This is a genomic window from Streptomyces sp. NPDC037389 (assembly GCF_040636475.1).
Classification (GTDB): domain Bacteria; phylum Actinomycetota; class Actinomycetes; order Streptomycetales; family Streptomycetaceae; genus Streptomyces; species Streptomyces hesseae.
In genome coordinates, this window is sequence record NZ_JBEZUS010000001.1 from 131,368 (window position 1) to 147,774 (window position 16,407).

The 16,407-nt window shown below is 70.0% G+C and carries 14 protein-coding genes; 11 read left to right on the forward strand and 3 right to left on the reverse strand.

The window, feature by feature from the left end; translation table 11 throughout:
- Positions 1–11: 11 nt before the first annotated feature.
- Positions 12–650: a TetR family transcriptional regulator gene (locus AB0E98_RS00635; protein WP_361697052.1), complete on the reverse strand. Its 639-nt coding sequence runs from the start codon at positions 648–650 to the stop codon at positions 12–14.
- A gap of 125 nt (positions 651–775) precedes the next feature.
- Here AB0E98_RS00635 and AB0E98_RS00640 point away from each other — a divergent pair, with 125 nt between their 5' ends.
- Positions 776–2,368 (forward strand): MFS transporter, encoded by a 1,593-nt coding sequence (locus AB0E98_RS00640; RefSeq protein ID WP_361697054.1) that lies wholly within the window; start codon positions 776–778, stop codon positions 2,366–2,368.
- A gap of 112 nt (positions 2,369–2,480) precedes the next feature.
- Positions 2,481–2,834: a peptidase inhibitor family I36 protein gene (locus tag AB0E98_RS00645; protein ID WP_361697056.1), complete on the forward strand. Its 354-nt coding sequence runs from the start codon at positions 2,481–2,483 to the stop codon at positions 2,832–2,834.
- A 50-nt stretch (positions 2,835–2,884) separates the two neighbouring features.
- Here the strand turns inward: AB0E98_RS00645 and aceE are convergent, their stop codons facing one another.
- Positions 2,885–5,617 carry a pyruvate dehydrogenase (acetyl-transferring), homodimeric type gene (aceE, locus tag AB0E98_RS00650; protein ID WP_361697058.1) on the reverse strand — a complete coding sequence of 911 codons (2,733 nt, stop codon included), beginning with the start codon at positions 5,615–5,617 and terminating at the stop codon, positions 2,885–2,887.
- Positions 5,618–6,099: 482 nt separating this feature from the next.
- Here aceE and AB0E98_RS00655 point away from each other — a divergent pair, with 482 nt between their 5' ends.
- The 6 genes from AB0E98_RS00655 to AB0E98_RS00680 all read left to right on the forward strand — a co-directional run bounded on the left by AB0E98_RS00655 (position 6,100) and on the right by AB0E98_RS00680 (position 10,730).
- On the forward strand, positions 6,100–6,537 hold the full coding sequence (locus AB0E98_RS00655) for a DUF3052 domain-containing protein (protein WP_361697060.1): 438 nt from the start codon (positions 6,100–6,102) through the stop codon (positions 6,535–6,537).
- Between the two features lie 215 nt (positions 6,538–6,752).
- Complete coding sequence (locus tag AB0E98_RS00660; RefSeq protein WP_311613161.1) at positions 6,753–7,211, forward strand: peroxiredoxin; 459 nt, start codon at positions 6,753–6,755, stop codon at positions 7,209–7,211.
- A 181-nt stretch (positions 7,212–7,392) separates the two neighbouring features.
- Positions 7,393–7,968 (forward strand): TerD family protein, encoded by a 576-nt coding sequence (locus AB0E98_RS00665; RefSeq protein ID WP_361697062.1) that lies wholly within the window; start codon positions 7,393–7,395, stop codon positions 7,966–7,968.
- A gap of 147 nt (positions 7,969–8,115) precedes the next feature.
- Complete coding sequence (locus tag AB0E98_RS00670; RefSeq protein WP_189452058.1) at positions 8,116–8,691, forward strand: TerD family protein; 576 nt, start codon at positions 8,116–8,118, stop codon at positions 8,689–8,691.
- A gap of 46 nt (positions 8,692–8,737) precedes the next feature.
- Complete coding sequence (locus tag AB0E98_RS00675; RefSeq protein WP_361697064.1) at positions 8,738–9,889, forward strand: DUF475 domain-containing protein; 1,152 nt, start codon at positions 8,738–8,740, stop codon at positions 9,887–9,889.
- Positions 9,890–9,986: 97 nt separating this feature from the next.
- On the forward strand, positions 9,987–10,730 hold the full coding sequence (locus tag AB0E98_RS00680) for a Tellurium resistance (RefSeq protein WP_361697067.1): 744 nt from the start codon (positions 9,987–9,989) through the stop codon (positions 10,728–10,730).
- A 39-nt stretch (positions 10,731–10,769) separates the two neighbouring features.
- Here AB0E98_RS00680 and AB0E98_RS00685 read toward each other — a convergent pair whose 3' ends face one another.
- Entirely contained in the window at positions 10,770–11,624 is an 855-nt protein-coding gene (locus AB0E98_RS00685; RefSeq protein WP_361697069.1) for a TerD family protein, read from the reverse strand.
- A 243-nt stretch (positions 11,625–11,867) separates the two neighbouring features.
- Here AB0E98_RS00685 and AB0E98_RS00690 point away from each other — a divergent pair, with 243 nt between their 5' ends.
- Genes AB0E98_RS00690 through AB0E98_RS00700 form a run of 3 tightly spaced genes read left to right on the forward strand, consistent with a single transcriptional unit; the run spans position 11,868 to position 16,407 of the window.
- Positions 11,868–13,040 (forward strand): HpcH/HpaI aldolase/citrate lyase family protein, encoded by a 1,173-nt coding sequence (locus AB0E98_RS00690; RefSeq protein WP_361697071.1) that lies wholly within the window; start codon positions 11,868–11,870, stop codon positions 13,038–13,040.
- Between the two features lie 14 nt (positions 13,041–13,054).
- Positions 13,055–15,574, forward strand: a complete 2,520-nt coding sequence (locus AB0E98_RS00695) for a phosphoribosyltransferase (RefSeq protein WP_361697073.1) — start codon at positions 13,055–13,057, stop codon at positions 15,572–15,574.
- The gene (locus tag AB0E98_RS00700; RefSeq protein ID WP_361697075.1) at positions 15,574–16,407 is read left to right on the forward strand and encodes an HAD family hydrolase; all 834 of its coding nucleotides are present in this window, start codon (positions 15,574–15,576) and stop codon (positions 16,405–16,407) included. Before AB0E98_RS00695 ends, AB0E98_RS00700 begins: the two co-directional genes overlap by 1 nt.

Below are 16,407 nucleotides of genomic sequence, written 5' to 3' on the forward strand. Positions count from 1 at the left end.
ACATCTACGGCTCAAGAACGCCAGTTTTCCGCCAGTGCGGGACCGATCTGATCCAGATAAGCGGCCGTACGCTGCCGGAACCCCTCCATGTCCCCGTCCAGCAGATCGCCCCAGCGCTTGCCCACCTCGCGCATCACCCCGCTGAACGCCGCGACCAGGATGCGCGGCCGGGGGTCCTCCGCCGGCAGCCCCTCCCGGCGGGCGATCTCGTCGGTGAGCCGGTCCTCCAGCTCGGCCAGCCGGCGCAGATGGGCCGCCAGCAGCTGCGGGGTCTCCTGGATCATCCGGTACGTCCGGACGTAGAGCTCCAGCGGGACGACCGACTCGATGGCCTCCCCGATGCCGTCCCAGCCCTCGACGACGGCCGTGCGCAGCGCGGTGAGCGGCGGCTCCGCCGCCGGGCGGGCGCGGACGGCGGCGAAGATGTGCGACTCGATCGTCCGCTGGACGGCGAGGGCCACGTCCTCCTTGCCCGCGAAGTAGCGGAAGAAGGTGCGCTGCGAGACGTCCGCGGCGGCCGCGATCTCGTCGACCGTCGTGCCCTCGTACCCCCGGAGGGCGAACAGCTCCTGGGCGCACCGGACGAGGGTCTCGCGGGTGCGGCGCTTCTTGCGCTCACGCAGGCCCGTGGTGCTCTCGATCGTCTGCATCGCCGCCTCTTCTCGGTGCGTTTCCGCTGCTCAGGATAGTTGTGGCCAAGATGACAGACTGCGCCTCCTGGCATTGATTGTCGATTGTCAGCGGCTGCCATAATCTCGGTGGCATGACTCGTGGCATGACTCGGACCACCGTCGCCGAGGCGACGCCGGACCAGAAGCCCCGCAGCGGCTTACGGGGCAATCCCTGGCTGACCCTGTTATCCGTCGCGATCGGCGTGATGATGGTCGCGCTCGACGGCACGATCGTCGCCATCGCCAATCCCGCCATCCAGAAGGACCTGGGCGCCTCGCTCGCCGACGTCCAATGGATCACCAATGCCTATCTCCTCGCCCTCGCCGTCGCCCTGATCACCGCGGGCAAACTGGGTGACCGCTTCGGTCACCGGCAGGTCTTCCTCATCGGTACCACCGGATTCGCCCTCTCGTCCGGACTCATCGCCCTGTCGGGCAGCGTGTCGCTCGTCGTCGCCCTCCGGGTGCTCCAGGGCCTGTGCGGCGCGCTGCTGATGCCGACGGCGCTCGGCCTGATCCGCGCCACCTTCCCGGCCGGGAAGCTCAACATGGCCATCGGCCTGTGGGGCATGGTCGTCGGCGCCTCCACGGCCGGCGGCCCGATCGTCGGCGGCCTGCTGGTCGAGCACGTCAACTGGCAGTCCGTCTTCTTCATCAACGTTCCCGTCGGGGCCCTCGCGCTGGCGCTCGGCTCGGTCTTCCTCGCGGGCCACCGGGCCAAGGACGCGCCCCGGTCCTTCGACATCCCGGGCATCGTCCTGCTGTCCGCCGCGATGTTCTGCCTGATCTGGGCACTGATCAAGGCGCCCGCCTGGTCCTGGAGCGACGCCCGGACCGTGATCTTCCTCAGCGCCTCGGCCACCGCCTTCCTCCTCTTCGCCGTCCGGCAGACCCGCAGCCGCGAACCGCTGCTCCCGCTGAGCCTGTTCCGCTCCGTGCCGCTGTCCGCCGGGGTGGTCCTGATGGTCCTGATGGCCTTCGCCTTCATCGGCGGGCTGTTCTTCGTGACCTTCTATCTCCAGAACGTGCACGGGATGTCCCCGGTGGACGCGGGCACGCATCTGCTGCCGCTGACCGGGATGATGATCGTCGGATCGCCGTTGGCGGGCGCGCTCATCACCCGCATCGGCCCGCGGATCCCGCTGATGGCGGGCATGATCAGCGCCGCCGTGGCCTGCTTCGGGCTGTCCACGCTGGACGCCGGCACCGGCACGCTCACGATGTCGCTGTGGTTCGTGCTGATGGGCGTGGGCCTCGCGCCGGTCATGGTCGGCGCGACCGAGGTGCTCGTCGGCAACGCGCCCCTGCGGCACGCGGGTGTGGCCGGAGGGCTCCAGCAGTCGGCCATGCAGGTGGGCGGCTCACTGGGCACGGCCGTCCTCGGCGCGGTGATGGCGTCCCGGGTCGAGCACCTGCTCCCGGAGAAGTGGGCCGCGGCGGGACTCCCCCGGCTCGCCCCCGAGCAGCTCGCCCGGGCCACCGACGCGGTCTCGGTCGGGGTGGCCCCGGTGCCGGCGGGTACGCCGCCGCAGTACGCGGAGAAGATCTCCACCGTCGCGCATGACACGTTCGTGTCGGGGATGCAGGTGGGATTCCGGGTCGCCGGGTGCGTGGCGATCGTGGCGGCGCTGGTCGCGGTGCTCACCAAGCGGGGGGAGAACGCGGGGGCCTCTTCGGCCGGGGCCGGGCACCTCTGAGTGCCGGGGGACCTTCCCCCTATCAGGGTGGGAGCGGGCGGCAGCCCTTGGCAGCGACGATCACGGAGCGTGAGACTTTTCCCACCATCGGACTGGGGGAGTGATTTCTGTGGTGCGTGCTGTTGTCCTCGGGCTCGCCGCCGTTCTGGCCCTGGCGGGGGCGCCTGCCGCGCAGGCCCGGGCCGCTACGGGCACCTGCTCTGCGGGGCAGCTGTGTCTTTGGCCCAAGCCGGGCTATCGGGGGGCCGTCCATGCCAGTGAGCTGGCGGGCATCGACATCGAGAGCTGTACGGCCCTGCCGGCCGGGGTGACGGGGGCTTCGCTGGCCAACCGGACAGGGCACCCGGTCACCACGTATCAGAGCGCCACGTGTGCGGAGACGGGGGAGTTCGACACGTATCCGTCGGGGACGTGGACGCCGGAGTCTCCGTATGTGGTGCGGGCGTACAAGGTGTGGGAACACTAAAAAAATTTGCCCCCGGCCGGCGAAGCCGGTCGGGGGCAAATCTTCATGCGTTACGCGTCGCCGCCCGCGGCGCCCGGGTCGGCCGCCGCCACGTCCAGGAGCTGGTAGCGGTCGATGGCCTGCTTCAGGGCCGAGCGGTCGATCTTGCCCTCCTTGGCGAGCTCGGTGAGCACCGCCAGGACGATCGACTGCGCGTCGATGTGGAAGAAGCGACGGGCCGCGCCACGCGTGTCCGCGAAGCCGAAGCCGTCGGCACCCAGCGAGGTGTACGTGCCGGGGACCCAGCGGGAGATCTGGTCCGGGACGGCGCGCATCCAGTCGGACACGGCCACCTTCGGGCCCTCGACGCCGGTGAGCTTGCTCGTCACGTACGGGACGCGCTGGTCCTCCTCCGGGTGGAGCAGGTTGTGCTCCTCCACGGCGATGGCGTCGCGGCGCAGCTCGTTCCAGGAGGTCGCCGACCAGACGTCCGCCTTGACGTTCCACTCCTCGGCGAGGATGCGCTGGGCCTCGATCGCCCACGGCACGGCCACACCGGAGGCCATGATCTGCGCCGGGATGGCGCCCGCCTCACCCTGCTTGAACCGGTACAGACCCTTGAGGATGCCCTCGGCGTCCACGTTCTCCGGCTCGGCCGGGTGCTGGATCGGCTCGTTGTAGACGGTGAGGTAGTAGAAGATGTCCTCCGCGTTCTCGCCGTACATCCGGCGGAGACCGTCCTGGACGATGTGGGCGATCTCGAAGCCGAACGCCGGGTCGTACGCGACGACGCCCGGGTTGGTCGAGGCCAGCAGGTGCGAGTGGCCGTCGGCGTGCTGGAGGCCCTCACCGGTCAGGGTGGTGCGACCGGCGGTGGCGCCGAGGACGAAGCCGCGGGCCAGCTGGTCGGCCATCTGCCAGAACTGGTCACCCGTGCGCTGGAACCCGAACATCGAGTAGAAGACGTAGATCGGGATCAGCGGCTCGCCGTGCGTGGCGTACGCGGAACCGGCGGCGATCAGCGAGGCGGTGCAGCCCGCCTCGGAGATGCCGTCGTGCAGCATCTGACCGGTCGGGGACTCCTTGTACGCGAGCAGCAGCTCGCGGTCCACGGCCTCGTACTGCTGGCCCAGCGGGTTGTAGATCTTCGCCGACGGGAACAGCGAGTCCATGCCGAAGGTGCGGTACTCGTCGGGGGCGATCGGCACGAAGCGCTTGCCGATCTCCTTGTCCCGCATGAGGTCCTTCAGCAGGCGGACGAAGGCCATGGTGGTGGCGATCGACTGCTGGCCGGAGCCCTTCTTGGTGGGCGCGTAGGCCTTCTCGCCCGGCAGGACGAGCGGCTTGGAGCGGTCCACACGCGACGGTACGTAGCCGCCCAGCGACTTGCGCTGGTCGTGCATGTACTGGATCTCCTCCGAGTCGCGACCCGGGTGGTAGTACGGCGGCAGGCCGGACTCCAGCTCCTTGTCGGCGATCGGGATGTGGAGACGGTCACGGAAGCGCTTGAGGTCCTCGACCGTGAGCTTCTTCATCTGGTGGGTCGCGTTGCGGCCCTCGAAGTTCGGGCCGAGCGTCCAGCCCTTGACCGTCTGCGCGAGGATCACGGTCGGCTGGCCCTTGTGGGCCTTGGCCGCCGCGTAGGCCGCGAAGATCTTCTTGTGGTCGTGGCCGCCGCGACCCAGGTGGAGGATCTGGTCGTCGCTCATGCCCTCGACCATCTTGCGGAGACGCTGGTCGTCGCCGAAGAAGTGCTCACGGATGTACGCGCCGGTCTCGGTGGCGTACGTCTGGAACTGGCCGTCGGGGGTGCTGTTGAGCTTGTTGACCAGGATGCCGTCACGGTCCTGGGCGAGCAGCGGGTCCCAGGAGCGGTCCCACACCAGCTTGATCACGTTCCAGCCGGCGCCGCGGAACTGCGACTCCAGCTCCTGCATGATCTTGCCGTTGCCGCGGACCGGGCCGTCGAGGCGCTGGAGGTTGCAGTTGACGACGAAGGTCAGGTTGTCCAGGCCCTCACGGGCGGCCAGGGACAGCTGGCCGAGCGACTCGGGCTCGTCCATCTCGCCGTCGCCCAGGAACGCCCAAACGTGGGACTTGGAGGTGTCGGCGATGCCGCGCGCCTCCATGTAGCGGTTCATCCGGGCCTGGTAGATCGCGCCGAGGGGGCCGAGGCCCATCGAGACGGTCGGGAACTCCCAGAAGTCCGGCATCAGACGCGGGTGCGGGTACGACGACAGGCCGTAGGGGGCCTTCGACTTCTCCTGGCGGAACGCGTCGAGCTGCTGCTCGGACAGTCGGTCCAGCAGGAAGGCACGGGCGTAGACACCGGGGGAGGCGTGGCCCTGGAAGAAGATCTGGTCGCCGCCGTCGCCGCCGTCCTTGCCGCGGAAGAAGTGGTTGAAGCCCACGTCGTAGAGCGAGGCGGAGGAGGCGAAGGTGGCGATGTGGCCGCCGACGCCGATGCCCGGGCGCTGGGCGCGGGAGACCATGACGGCCGCGTTCCAGCGGGTCGCGTTGAGGACCTTGCGCTCGATCTCCTCGTTGCCGGGGAAGAACGGCTCGTCCTTGGTCGCGATGGTGTTGACGTAGTCCGTGCTGCGCATCTCGGGCACGGCGACACGCTTCTCACGCGCCCGCTCGATCAGGCGAAGCATGAGGTAGCGGGCACGTTCCCGGCCCCGCTCGTCGACGGCAGCGTCGAGCGAGTCGAGCCATTCCTGGGTCTCTTCGGGATCGAAGTCCGGGACCTGGCTGGGCAGACCGCCAATGATGATCGGGTTGCGATCGGATCCGGAAGCCACGCTGTTCCTTCGCTGTTCGGTCGTGTCGTGCTCTGCGCGCACGGGATGCTGCGCACGGGGTCAACACTGTCTTTGCTTATATGTCGCGCCGGCTCCCATCGTGGACCTCGGCGGCGCAAACGTCATCTCTACTGGGCGGTAACCACCGCACATGAGACGAATCGTCGAGGGTTGGTCGCCTGGGGCGGCCAAATCGCAACCATACGCTCCCATTGGGAGTCGCTCGCGTACGGCCGTTCGGGCTCGACCCCGGTCATCGCAAGGAGTAACTTCGCAAACCCGGCAGAACGCTGTGGTGTGAATCACTCGCGCTTGTTGCCTCATGGTTGGAGTTGCCATAAGACGTCCGCGTCCGTCAACGTTTCGGCGGGCCTGGCGGCCGGGTACTTGCGCGATCGGTCCGGCACGTGTGGACTACGCCCAATGCCTCGCGTACGCGAGGAACACAAGACAATTTCTCGAAACATGACAGGAGGCAATCCGTGAGCGCGACCGCGGACCACGCGGAGGAGCGGACCCTGGCCGTGAGGCTGGGTTTCCAGCCCGGACAGGTGGTCCAGGAGATCGGTTACGACGAGGACACCGATCAGGATCTCCGTGAGGCCATCGAAGAGCATGCCGGCACGGAGCTCGTCGACGAGGATTACGACGACGTCGCCGATGCCGTCCTGCTGTGGTTCCGCGATGAGGACGGCGACCTCACAGACGCGCTGGTGGATGCCATCGGCTGCTTGGAGGAGGACGGCATGATCTGCCTCCTGACCCCCAAGACGGGCCGTGACGGCTACATCGAGCCGAGCGAGATCAACGAGGCCGTGCAGACCGCCGGCCTCTCCCAGACCAAGTCCATCAGCGTGGGCAAGGACTGGAACGGCAGCCGTCTGGCCACCCCGAAGGGCGCCAGGAGCGTCCGCCGTTAGTCCACCCGGACCCGGCACACCGGACGCCTCGGAGCCCCCGGCGACAGCTGTCGCCGGGGGCTCGCGCGTTCGCGCCCTGTTCGCGCGGGGCGAACCCGCACCGGCGGTATCCGGACGGCATCCGGACGCGGGGATCACCCGCCGCGTGACGGCCGTGACGGCAGTGACAGACTGGGCCCGCCGACAGGCTCCGTCACCAGAGAGGTGTTACCCCCATGGCTATCGCCGCAGGCGACAAGGCGCCCGACTTCGCGCTGAAGAACCAGCACGGTGAGACCGTCCGGCTCTCCGACTTCCGCGGTGAGAAGAACGTCGTGCTGCTCTTCTACCCCTTCGCCTTCACCGGCGTGTGCACCGGCGAGCTGTGCGCCCTGCGCGACAACCTGCCCACCTTCGCCAACGACGAGGTGCAGCTGCTGGCCGTCTCCAACGACGCCCCCTTCAGCCTGCGCGTCTTCGCCGAGCAGGAGGGCCTGGACTACCCGCTGCTGTCCGACTTCTGGCCGCACGGCGAGACCAGCCGCGCCTACGGCGTCTTCGACGAGGAGAAGGGTTGCGCGCTGCGCGGCACCTTCATCATCGACAAGGAGGGCGTCGTCCGCTGGACGATCGTCAACGGCCTGCCCGACGCGCGTGACCTGAACGAGTACACCAAGGCTCTCGCCGCGCTCTGAGACCGCCGTTCGAGCATGTTTCCGAGCCGCCCGGGGCAACCCCTACAGGTGTCCCGGGCGTCTGAAGCGCAAGAGCCTGTTTACGGTGGGAACCGGTCACTAGGATCAAACCGTTGATCGGGTGCCATCGAACAACCGGGGGCGCGGGAATCGCCTGGCCCCCCGAACCAATGGAGGACTCGTGGGAGTCAGTCTCAGCAAGGGCGGCAACGTCTCCCTGACCAAGGCGGCCCCGAACCTGACGGCCGTGGTCGTCGGTCTCGGCTGGGACGCCCGGACCACCACCGGCACGGACTTCGACCTGGACGCCAGCGCCCTGCTCACCAATGACCAGGGCAAGGTCGCCAACGACCAGAACTTCGTCTTCTTCAACAACCTCAAGAGCCCCGACGGCTCCGTCGAGCACCAGGGTGACAACCTCACCGGTGAGGGCGAGGGCGACGACGAGGTCATCAAGGTCAATCTGGCCGGTGTCCCGGCGGACGTTCACAAGATCGTCTTCCCGGTCTCCATCTATGACGCCGAGACCCGCCAGCAGAGCTTCGGCCAGGTGCGCAACGCCTACATCCGCGTGCTGAACCAGGCCGACAACACCGAGCTGGCCCGCTACGACCTCAGCGAGGACGCCTCGACCGAGACCGCCATGGTCTTCGGTGAGCTCTACCGCAACGGTGCCGAGTGGAAGTTCCGGGCCATCGGCCAGGGCTACGCCTCGGGTCTGCGCGGCATCGCCCAGGACTTCGGCGTCAACGTCTGACGTTTCGCGTCCGAGCCGCCCGTCCGGCGCCGCAGCCCCGCCTTTCGCCGGGGGTGCGGCGCCGGACGCGCACCGGCGGCACACCGCTCCGGCCGGCGAGCAACGGGCCGCCGCCGGGCAGCACCACAACTCGGGGAGGAAAAGACCATGGGTGTCACGCTCGCCAAGGGAGGCAATGTCTCCCTCTCCAAGGCCGCGCCGAATCTCACCAACGTCACCATCGGCCTCGGCTGGGACGCGCGCTCCACCACCGGAGCCCCCTTCGACCTGGACGCCAGCGCGCTGCTGTGCTCCGCGGGCCGGGTGCTGGGCGACGAGTACTTCGTCTTCTACAACAACCTCAAGAGCCCCGACGGCTCCGTCGAACACACGGGTGACAATCTCACCGGTGAGGGCGAGGGCGACGACGAGTCCATCCTCGTCGACCTCACCAAGGTGCCGGTCACCTGCGACAAGATCGTCTTCCCGGTCTCCATCCACGAGGCCGATGTGCGCGGTCAGAGCTTCGGGCAGGTCAGCAACGCCTACATCCGCGTGGTCAACCAGGCCGACGGCTCCGAGCTGGCCCGCTACGACCTCAGCGAGGACGCCGCCGGCGAGACCGCGATGATCTTCGGCGAGGTCTACCGCTATGGCGGCGAGTGGAAGTTCAGGGCCGTGGGCCAGGGGTACGCGTCGGGCCTTCGGGGTATCGCCCTAGACTTCGGGGTCAACGTTTCGTAAAGCCGCGTCCGCGCGGAGACCCGGACAACGAAGGATTGGGTGGCCAGTGCTCCTGAAAACCTTTGGTTGGTCGTTCGCCATCACGGCGGCCGGACTGGCCTTGGCAGGCGTTCTCTGGGGATGGCAGGGGCTGGCGATCGTCGCGATCCTCTCCGTCCTGGAGATCTCGCTCTCGTTCGACAATGCGGTGATCAACGCCGGAATCCTCCGGAAGATGAACCCGTTCTGGCAGCGGATCTTCCTGACCGTGGGCATCCTCATCGCCGTCTTCGGCATGAGGCTCGTCTTCCCGGTCGTGATCGTCGCGATCACCGCCAAACTGGGGCCGATCGAAGCGGTCAAGGTCGCCATCCAGGACCACGACCGCTATGAGCAGCTGGTCACCAGCGCCCACCCGGCCATCGCCGCCTTCGGCGGAATGTTCCTGCTGATGATCTTCCTGGACTTCATCCTCGAGGACCGGGACATCAAGTGGCTGAACTGGCTGGAGAAGCCGCTGGCCCGGCTGGGCAAGCTGGAGACCCTCTCCACCGTCGTCGCCCTGGTCGTGCTGCTGATCGCCGCGACCACCGTCGCCACCACCGTCCCCGTCCACGGCGGCGAGGGAACGGTCGACAAGGCGGCCACCGTGCTGCTGGCCGGCATCGGCGGCCTGGTGACCTATCTGATCGTCGGCGGCATCTCCGGCTTCTTCGAGGACCGCCTGGAGTCGGCCGAGGAAGAGGAGGCCGAGGACGGCGTCCGGGACGCCGCGCCCGCGAAGCAGGACAAGGGCCCGTCGGTCGTCGGGCTGGCCGGCAAGGCCGCCTTCTTCATGTTCCTCTACCTTGAGGTCATCGACGCCTCCTTCTCCTTCGACGGTGTCATCGGCGCCTTCGCCATCACCAACGACATCTTCGAGATGGCCCTCGGTCTGGGCATCGGCGCGATGTACATCCGTTCGCTCACGGTCTTCCTCGTCCGCAAGGGCACCCTGGACGACTACGTCTACCTGGAGCACGGCGCCCACTACGCCATCGGCGCCCTGGCCGTGATCCTGCTGATCACCATCAAGTACGAGATCAACGAGGTCATCACCGGCTCGATCGGCGTGGTCCTGATCGGCCTGTCGTTCCTGTCCTCCGTGGTCCGCAACCGCCGGGAGGCGGCCACGGGCGACGGCTCGGGTTCAAAGGCCGAGGTCTCCTCCGGGGTGTGACAGCGGCACATTTGAGGAACGCTCTCACCGGGGCGGTCACGAGGATCATCCTCGGGCCGCCCCGTGGCATGTGTGCTCAAAGTGGGGGTGCTCGGCAATGATCAGGGAGAAGTTCTTCGGCAACTGGGGATACGCCGCCACGCGTCAGTTCGACGCGAGCGGCACCAACGGCGCGGTCGAGCTGACCAAGCGCCATCCCACGTTTTCACTGACCAAGCAGGGTGCCGTCACCGGCAATCTGCGGGTCAACCTGTCCTGGCGGATGCGGACCTCGGACTTCGACGACCGGGGCTCCTCCCTCGCCGCCTCGCTGCGCCATCCGCTGCGGAAGTTCACCCCCGACGTGGTCCAGGCCCAGGGCCAGGCGATGGTCAACGTCGACCTCGACCTCGCCTGTATGTACGAGCTCCAGGACGGGGCGAAGGGCGTAGTCCAGCCGCTCGGCAACATACTGGGCAGCATCAACGCCCCGCCGTATATTCAGCTCAGCGGTGACGACCGTTTCGGGTCGGGGTCGGGCGAGACGATCTACATCAACATGGACCACCGCGATCAGTTCAAACGCCTGCTGATCTTCGTCTACATCTATGACGGCACACCCGCGTTCGACCGTACCCACGCGATGGTGACCCTCTACCCGGGCAACGGCCCCCGGCTGGAGGTCTCGCTGCACGAGCGGGCCCCGGAGGCCCGGTCCTGCGCCGTGGTGCTGATCGAGAACATCAAGGGCGAGATCCTCGTGCGGCGCGAGATGAAGTACGTCTACGGCTTCCAGTCCGAGCTCGACCGGCTGTACGGGTGGGGCCTCCAGTGGGGCCGGGGGTACAAGAGCAAGGTCTGAGTCCGAGGCCCGGCCCCGTTCCTCTCGGTGGCGGGCCCGTCAGCGGCCGGGCAGGAACTGCGGACCCTGCGGGGGCAGCCGGAAGGCCGGATCGGGCACGGGCTGGTGCGGCGGGTAGCCGTAGGACGGCTGGGGCGACTGCTGCGACTGGTGCTGCTGCTGCGGATAGCCGTAGGCGGGCGCCGGGATCGAGGGCGGGCCGGCCGGGGGCGGGGGATAGGCATAGCCGCCGGAGGACGCCGGGGGCGCGGCCGGCGCGGGTGCGGGCTCGGGCCGGGCCCCGTCGCCGGCGGCCGGCTCGGGTACCGGTACGGGCGCGGCGGTGTCGTCCTCCCCCGGCTCGTCCACCGAGATGCCGAACTCCGTCGCCAGCCCCACCAGCCCCGAGGCGTAGCCCTGCCCGAGCGCCCGGAACTTCCAGCCGTCCCCGCGCCGGTAGAGCTCGGCGCAGAGCATGGCCGTCTCGTCGCCCGTCTCGGCCGTGACGTCGAAGCGGGCGACGGGCTCCGCGTCGGTGGAGCCCGTACCGCTTCGCGCGGTGTCGTAGAGCAGTACGCACAGGTCCCGGACGAGCCCGAAGGGCCCGCCGTCGGCGGACGCGGCCAGCACGATGCGCGTCACGGAGGGGTCGAGGGCCGACAGATCGGCCTCGACCGAGTCCGTCGCCCCCTCCACCAGCCGTTTCTTGGGCAGATGGCGGACCAGGCCGGAGGGGTGGCGCGGCTGGTTGTAGAAGACGAAGTCCTCGTCCGAGCGCACCCGGCCCTCGTCCCCCAGCAGCAGGGCGGAGGCGTCCACGTCCGGGATGCCCGGGCCGGGTGTCCAGCGCAGCACGGCCCGCACGGTGGGGGCGTCCAGCGGGATGTTCGACCCCTTCAGCATGGCGTGCGTCATGTCCGCAATCCTGCCTTCCCGTGCCGCTCCGGGACAACGCAGGGGTCCGGGAGCGGGGAGTCGCGCCCCGTTCCCGCGCCGCCCCGCGCACCGAAGCATTTACCTGAAGGAACTGTGCAGGTCATGAGCTTGTCTCAGACTTGGGGAACTCTTGACCCGTCCCCGGACGTACCATAATCGGCCACACTTCCGCGTCGTTCGACCGGCGGGAAGGCGCCCACACCGTGGCATTCGGGGAGAACAATGAGGCATTTCGGATACCTGCCGCCCACGGTGCGGAGGGGACTGTTCCATAGGGAGCCGGGCGAGTTCACCGCCGGTTCCCCCGCCCGTACGCTCTCCGTCGCGCTCGGGGCCACCCTCTACTGCCCCGCCACCCGGCCCTCCCTCGCCCTCGACGTGCGCAAGCAGGCACGCCGCGGAGTGGTGTCCATGGTGCTCTGCCTGGAGGACTCCATCGACGACGCGGACGTCACCCGCGCCGAGGAGAACCTCGTCCGGCAGCTCACCGAGCTCGCGAGGGCCGAGGAGGCCGAGGAGGACCTCCCCCTGCTGTTCGTCCGCGTCCGCGAGCCCGGCCAGATCGGGGATCTCGTCCGCCGCCTCGGCCCGGCGGGCCGGCTGTTGTCCGGATTCGTCCTGCCGAAGTTCACCGAGGAGCGCGGACTGCCGTTCCTGGAGGAGCTGACCGCCGCCGAAGCCGTCTCCGGACGGCGGCTCTTCGCCATGCCCGTCCTGGAGTCACCCGATCTGCTCCACCTGGAGAGCCGCACCGAGACGCTGACGGGCATCGCCAGAACCGTCGAGAAGTACCGCGACCGCGTCCTCGCCGTGCGGCTGGGCGTCACCGACTTCTGCTCCGCCTACGGGCTGCGCCGCGCTCCCGACATGACCGCCTACGACGTCCAGCTCGTCGCCTCCGTCATAGGCGACGTCGTCAACGTCCTCGGCCGCGCCGACGGCAGCGGCTTCACCGTCACCGGCCCGGTCTGGGAGTACTTCCCGCAGCCCGAGCGGATGTTCAAGCCCCAACTGCGCCGCAGCCCCTTCGCCGGCCCCGCCGAGGCACTGCGCACGGCCCTCATCGAGCACGACATGGACGGCCTCCTGCGCGAGATCCACCTCGACCGCGCCAATGGCCTCCAGGGCAAGACCTGCATCCATCCCTCCCACGTCGCCCCCGTCCACGCCCTCTCCGTCGTCAGCCACGAGGAGTACAGCGACGCGCGCGACATCCTGCGGCCCGACCGCGACGGTGGTGGAGTCCTGCGCTCCGCCTATACGAACAAGATGAACGAAGTGAAGCCGCACCGCGCCTGGGCCGAGCGGACCATGCTGCGCGCCGAGGTGTTCGGCGTCGCACGGGAGGACGTCAGCTTCGTGGAGCTGCTGTCGGCGGGGTTGCAGAGCGGATGAATCACATGAATCACATGAATCACGTGAAAGGCGCGGAAGAAGTGATCTGGTCGGGGCAGTGGGTCGCGGACCGGCTGGGTGTGGCGCTGGAAGGCGACGCCCGGCTGCCGGAGTTGCTGGGGCTGGCCCTGCGGCGCAACCCCAAGCGGGCGCATCTGCTGGTCTCCAACGTGCTGGGCAAGCACGTCCCGGCGTCGCCGGCCGCGGTGTACGAGGCGGGGGCCGGCCTCGGCCGCCGGGTCCGGGCCCTGCTGGGCGACGCGGACGCCGCCCGGGCCGTCGTCCTCGGCTACGCCGAGACGGCCACGGGCCTGGGCCACGCTGTCGCGGACGGCCTCGGCCTCGCCCCGTACCTCCACTCGACCCGGCGCGCCGTGCCCGGGGTCGCCTCCGTGGGCGGCTTCGAGGAGGAGCACAGCCACGCCACGTCGCATCTGCTGCTGCCGGAGGACCCGGCGTTCTTCGCGGGCGACGGCCCGCTCGTCCTCGTCGACGACGAGTTCTCGACGGGCCGCACGGTGCTGAACACCGTGGCGGCTTTGCACGCGCGGTTTCCACGTGAGCGGTACGTGGTGGTGGCGCTGGTCGACATGCGGTCGGGCGACGACCGGGCGCGGCTGGACGCCTTCGCGGCGGAACTCGGCGCGCGGGTGGAGCTTGTCGCGCTGGCGTCGGGCACGGTGTCCCTCCCGGAGGGCGTGCTGGAGCGGGGGAGGGAGCTGGTGGCGCGGTACGAGGGGGAGGCCTGTACGGCACCGCCGGGCCCCTCGGCCGGGGCTGAGCTCCCCCGGCTACCGCTGGGAGGTACCCCCGATTTCCCGGGGGCGAGCCCCCGGAACCCCGCACCGGCCCGCGTCGAGCTCCGCTGGCCCGCCGGCCTGCCCGACGGCGGCCGGCACGGCTTCACGCCCGCGCACCGGGCGTGTCTGGACGCGGCGCTGCCCGGCATGGCGGCGCGCATCGGTGAAGCCATCCCGCGGGGAGCGCGGCGCGTGCTCGTCCTCGGCACCGAGGAGCTGATGTACGCACCCCTGCGCCTCGCACAGGCGCTGGAGAACGAGGGCGCCTTCGAAGAGGTCCGGTTCTCGACCACCACCCGCTCACCCGTCCTCCCCGTCGACGACCCCGGCTACGCGATCCGGTCGCGCATCGCCTTCCCGGCGCACGACGCGCCCACCGACGGTCCCGGCGGCCGCTACGCCTACAACGTCGCGGGCGGCGGCTTCGATGCCGTCGTCGCCGTCGTCGACTCCACCGCCGACACCCCCGCCCTCCACGCCCCCGGCGGTCTCCTGGACCGGCTCGCCGGTCACACCCCGCACGTGGTGCTGGCCGCCATCCCCTCGTACGTACCCGAACGACAGGCTCCCCCCATGCCCGACCCCCTCCGCGGCCCCGCGTTCTCCTCGTACGACCCCGAGGACGTCGGCTGGCTGCTCCAGGACCTCTCCTCCGTACGGCTGGAGGCGCCCACCGAGGAGCGGGAGGAGGCCATCCAGAGCGGCGGCGCGCACTACGCGGAGTCGCTGCCCGTGGAGTACCAGCCCGACGAGCGCTACCAGGCCCTCTACCGCTCCGCCCTCGACGCCTCCGCGCACCGGATCGCGCTCGCCGTCGGCACGGTCACCGAGACCGTGCTGGCCGAACGCTCGCCCCGGCCGGTCCTGGTGTCGCTGGCCCGCGCCGGTACGCCCGTGGGCGTGCTGATGCGCCGCTGGGCCCGGCACGCCCACGGCCTGGACCTGCCGCACTACGCCGTCTCCATCGTGCGCGGCAAGGGCATCGACCCCAACGCCCTGCGCTGGCTGGCCGAGCACCACGACCCGGCCGACGTCGTCTTCGTCGACGGCTGGACCGGCAAGGGCGCCATCACCCGCGAACTCGCCGAAGCCCTGGGCGCCCATGAAAGAGACCAAGGGGGCCCCGGCTTCGACCCGCGCCTCGCCGTGCTCGCCGACCCCGGCCACTGCGTGACCACCTACGGCACCCGCGACGACTTCCTCATCCCCTCCGCCTGCCTCAACTCCACCGTCTCCGGCCTGATATCCCGCACCGTGCTCCGCGACGACCTCGTCGGTCCGGGCGACTACCACGGCGCGAAGTTCTACCGCGAACTCGAAGGCGCCGACGTCTCCCGGGCCTTCGTCGACACCGTCGCCGCGCGCTTCGACGACCCCGGCCTCCTTGACGACGTGACCCGCGCCGCCAAGGAGCTCGCGGCCGCCGACCGCACCGCCACCTGGGCCGGCTGGGCGGCCGTCGAGCGGATCAGCGAGGAGTACGGCATCCACGACGTCAACCTCGTCAAGCCCGGCGTCGGCGAGACCACCCGAGTCCTGCTGCGCCGCGTGCCCTGGAAGGTCCTCGCCGCACGCGGCGCGGGCGCCGACCTGGACCACGTACGGCTCCTGGCCGGACAACGCGGCGTGCCAGTGGAGGAGGTGGACGGCCTGCCGTACCGCTGCGTCGGCCTGATCCACCCCCGCTACACCCGCTGCGCCACCGGCGCCGACGGCAAGTCGGTGGCCGTCTGATGACCGCCGCCACCGCCACCGCCCCCATGCTCGTCGCCAGCGACCTCGACCGCACCCTGATCTACTCCACCTCCGCGCTGAGCCTGTCCATGCCGGACGCCGAGGCCCCGCGCCTGCTGTGCGTGGAGACGTACGAGAGCAGGCCGCTGTCCTATATGACGGAGACGGCCGCCGGGCTCCTCGCCGAGCTGGCCCGTACGGTCACTTTCGTCCCCACCACCACCCGCACCCGCGAGCAGTACGAGCGGATCCGGCTGCCCGGCCCCGCGCCGGAGTTCGCGATCTGCGCCAACGGCGGCGAGCTGCTGGTGGCGGGCGAGCCCGACGCCGGCTGGCGGGCCCGAGTGGGCCGCGCGCTGGCCGCGGAGTGCGCCACGCTCGCCGAGGTCCACGCGCACCTGCTGCGCGTCGCCGACCCCGCGTGGCTGCTCAAGGCGCGTACGGCGGCGGACCTCTTCGCCTACCTCGTGGTCGACCGGCCGCTGCTGCCCGCCGGCTGGCTGGAGGAGCTGACGGACTGGGCCGGTGAGCGGGGCTGGACGGTCTCGCTCCAGGGCCGCAAGGTCTACGCCGTGCCGAAGCCGCTCACCAAGAGCGCGGCCGTCGCGGAGGTGGCCCGGCGCACCGGGGCGGCCGAGGTGCTCGCCGCCGGGGACTCGCTGCTGGACGCCGATCTGCTGCTGGCCGCCGACCGCGCCTGGCGGCCGGGCCACGGTGAGTTGTCCGACGTGGGCTGGACCGCGCCGCACGTCACCGCGCTGGAGACCCGGGGGGTCGCGGCGGGGGAGGAGATCGTCCGGGCGTTCCTGGGAGGGCGGCGGCGGGAGCGCTAG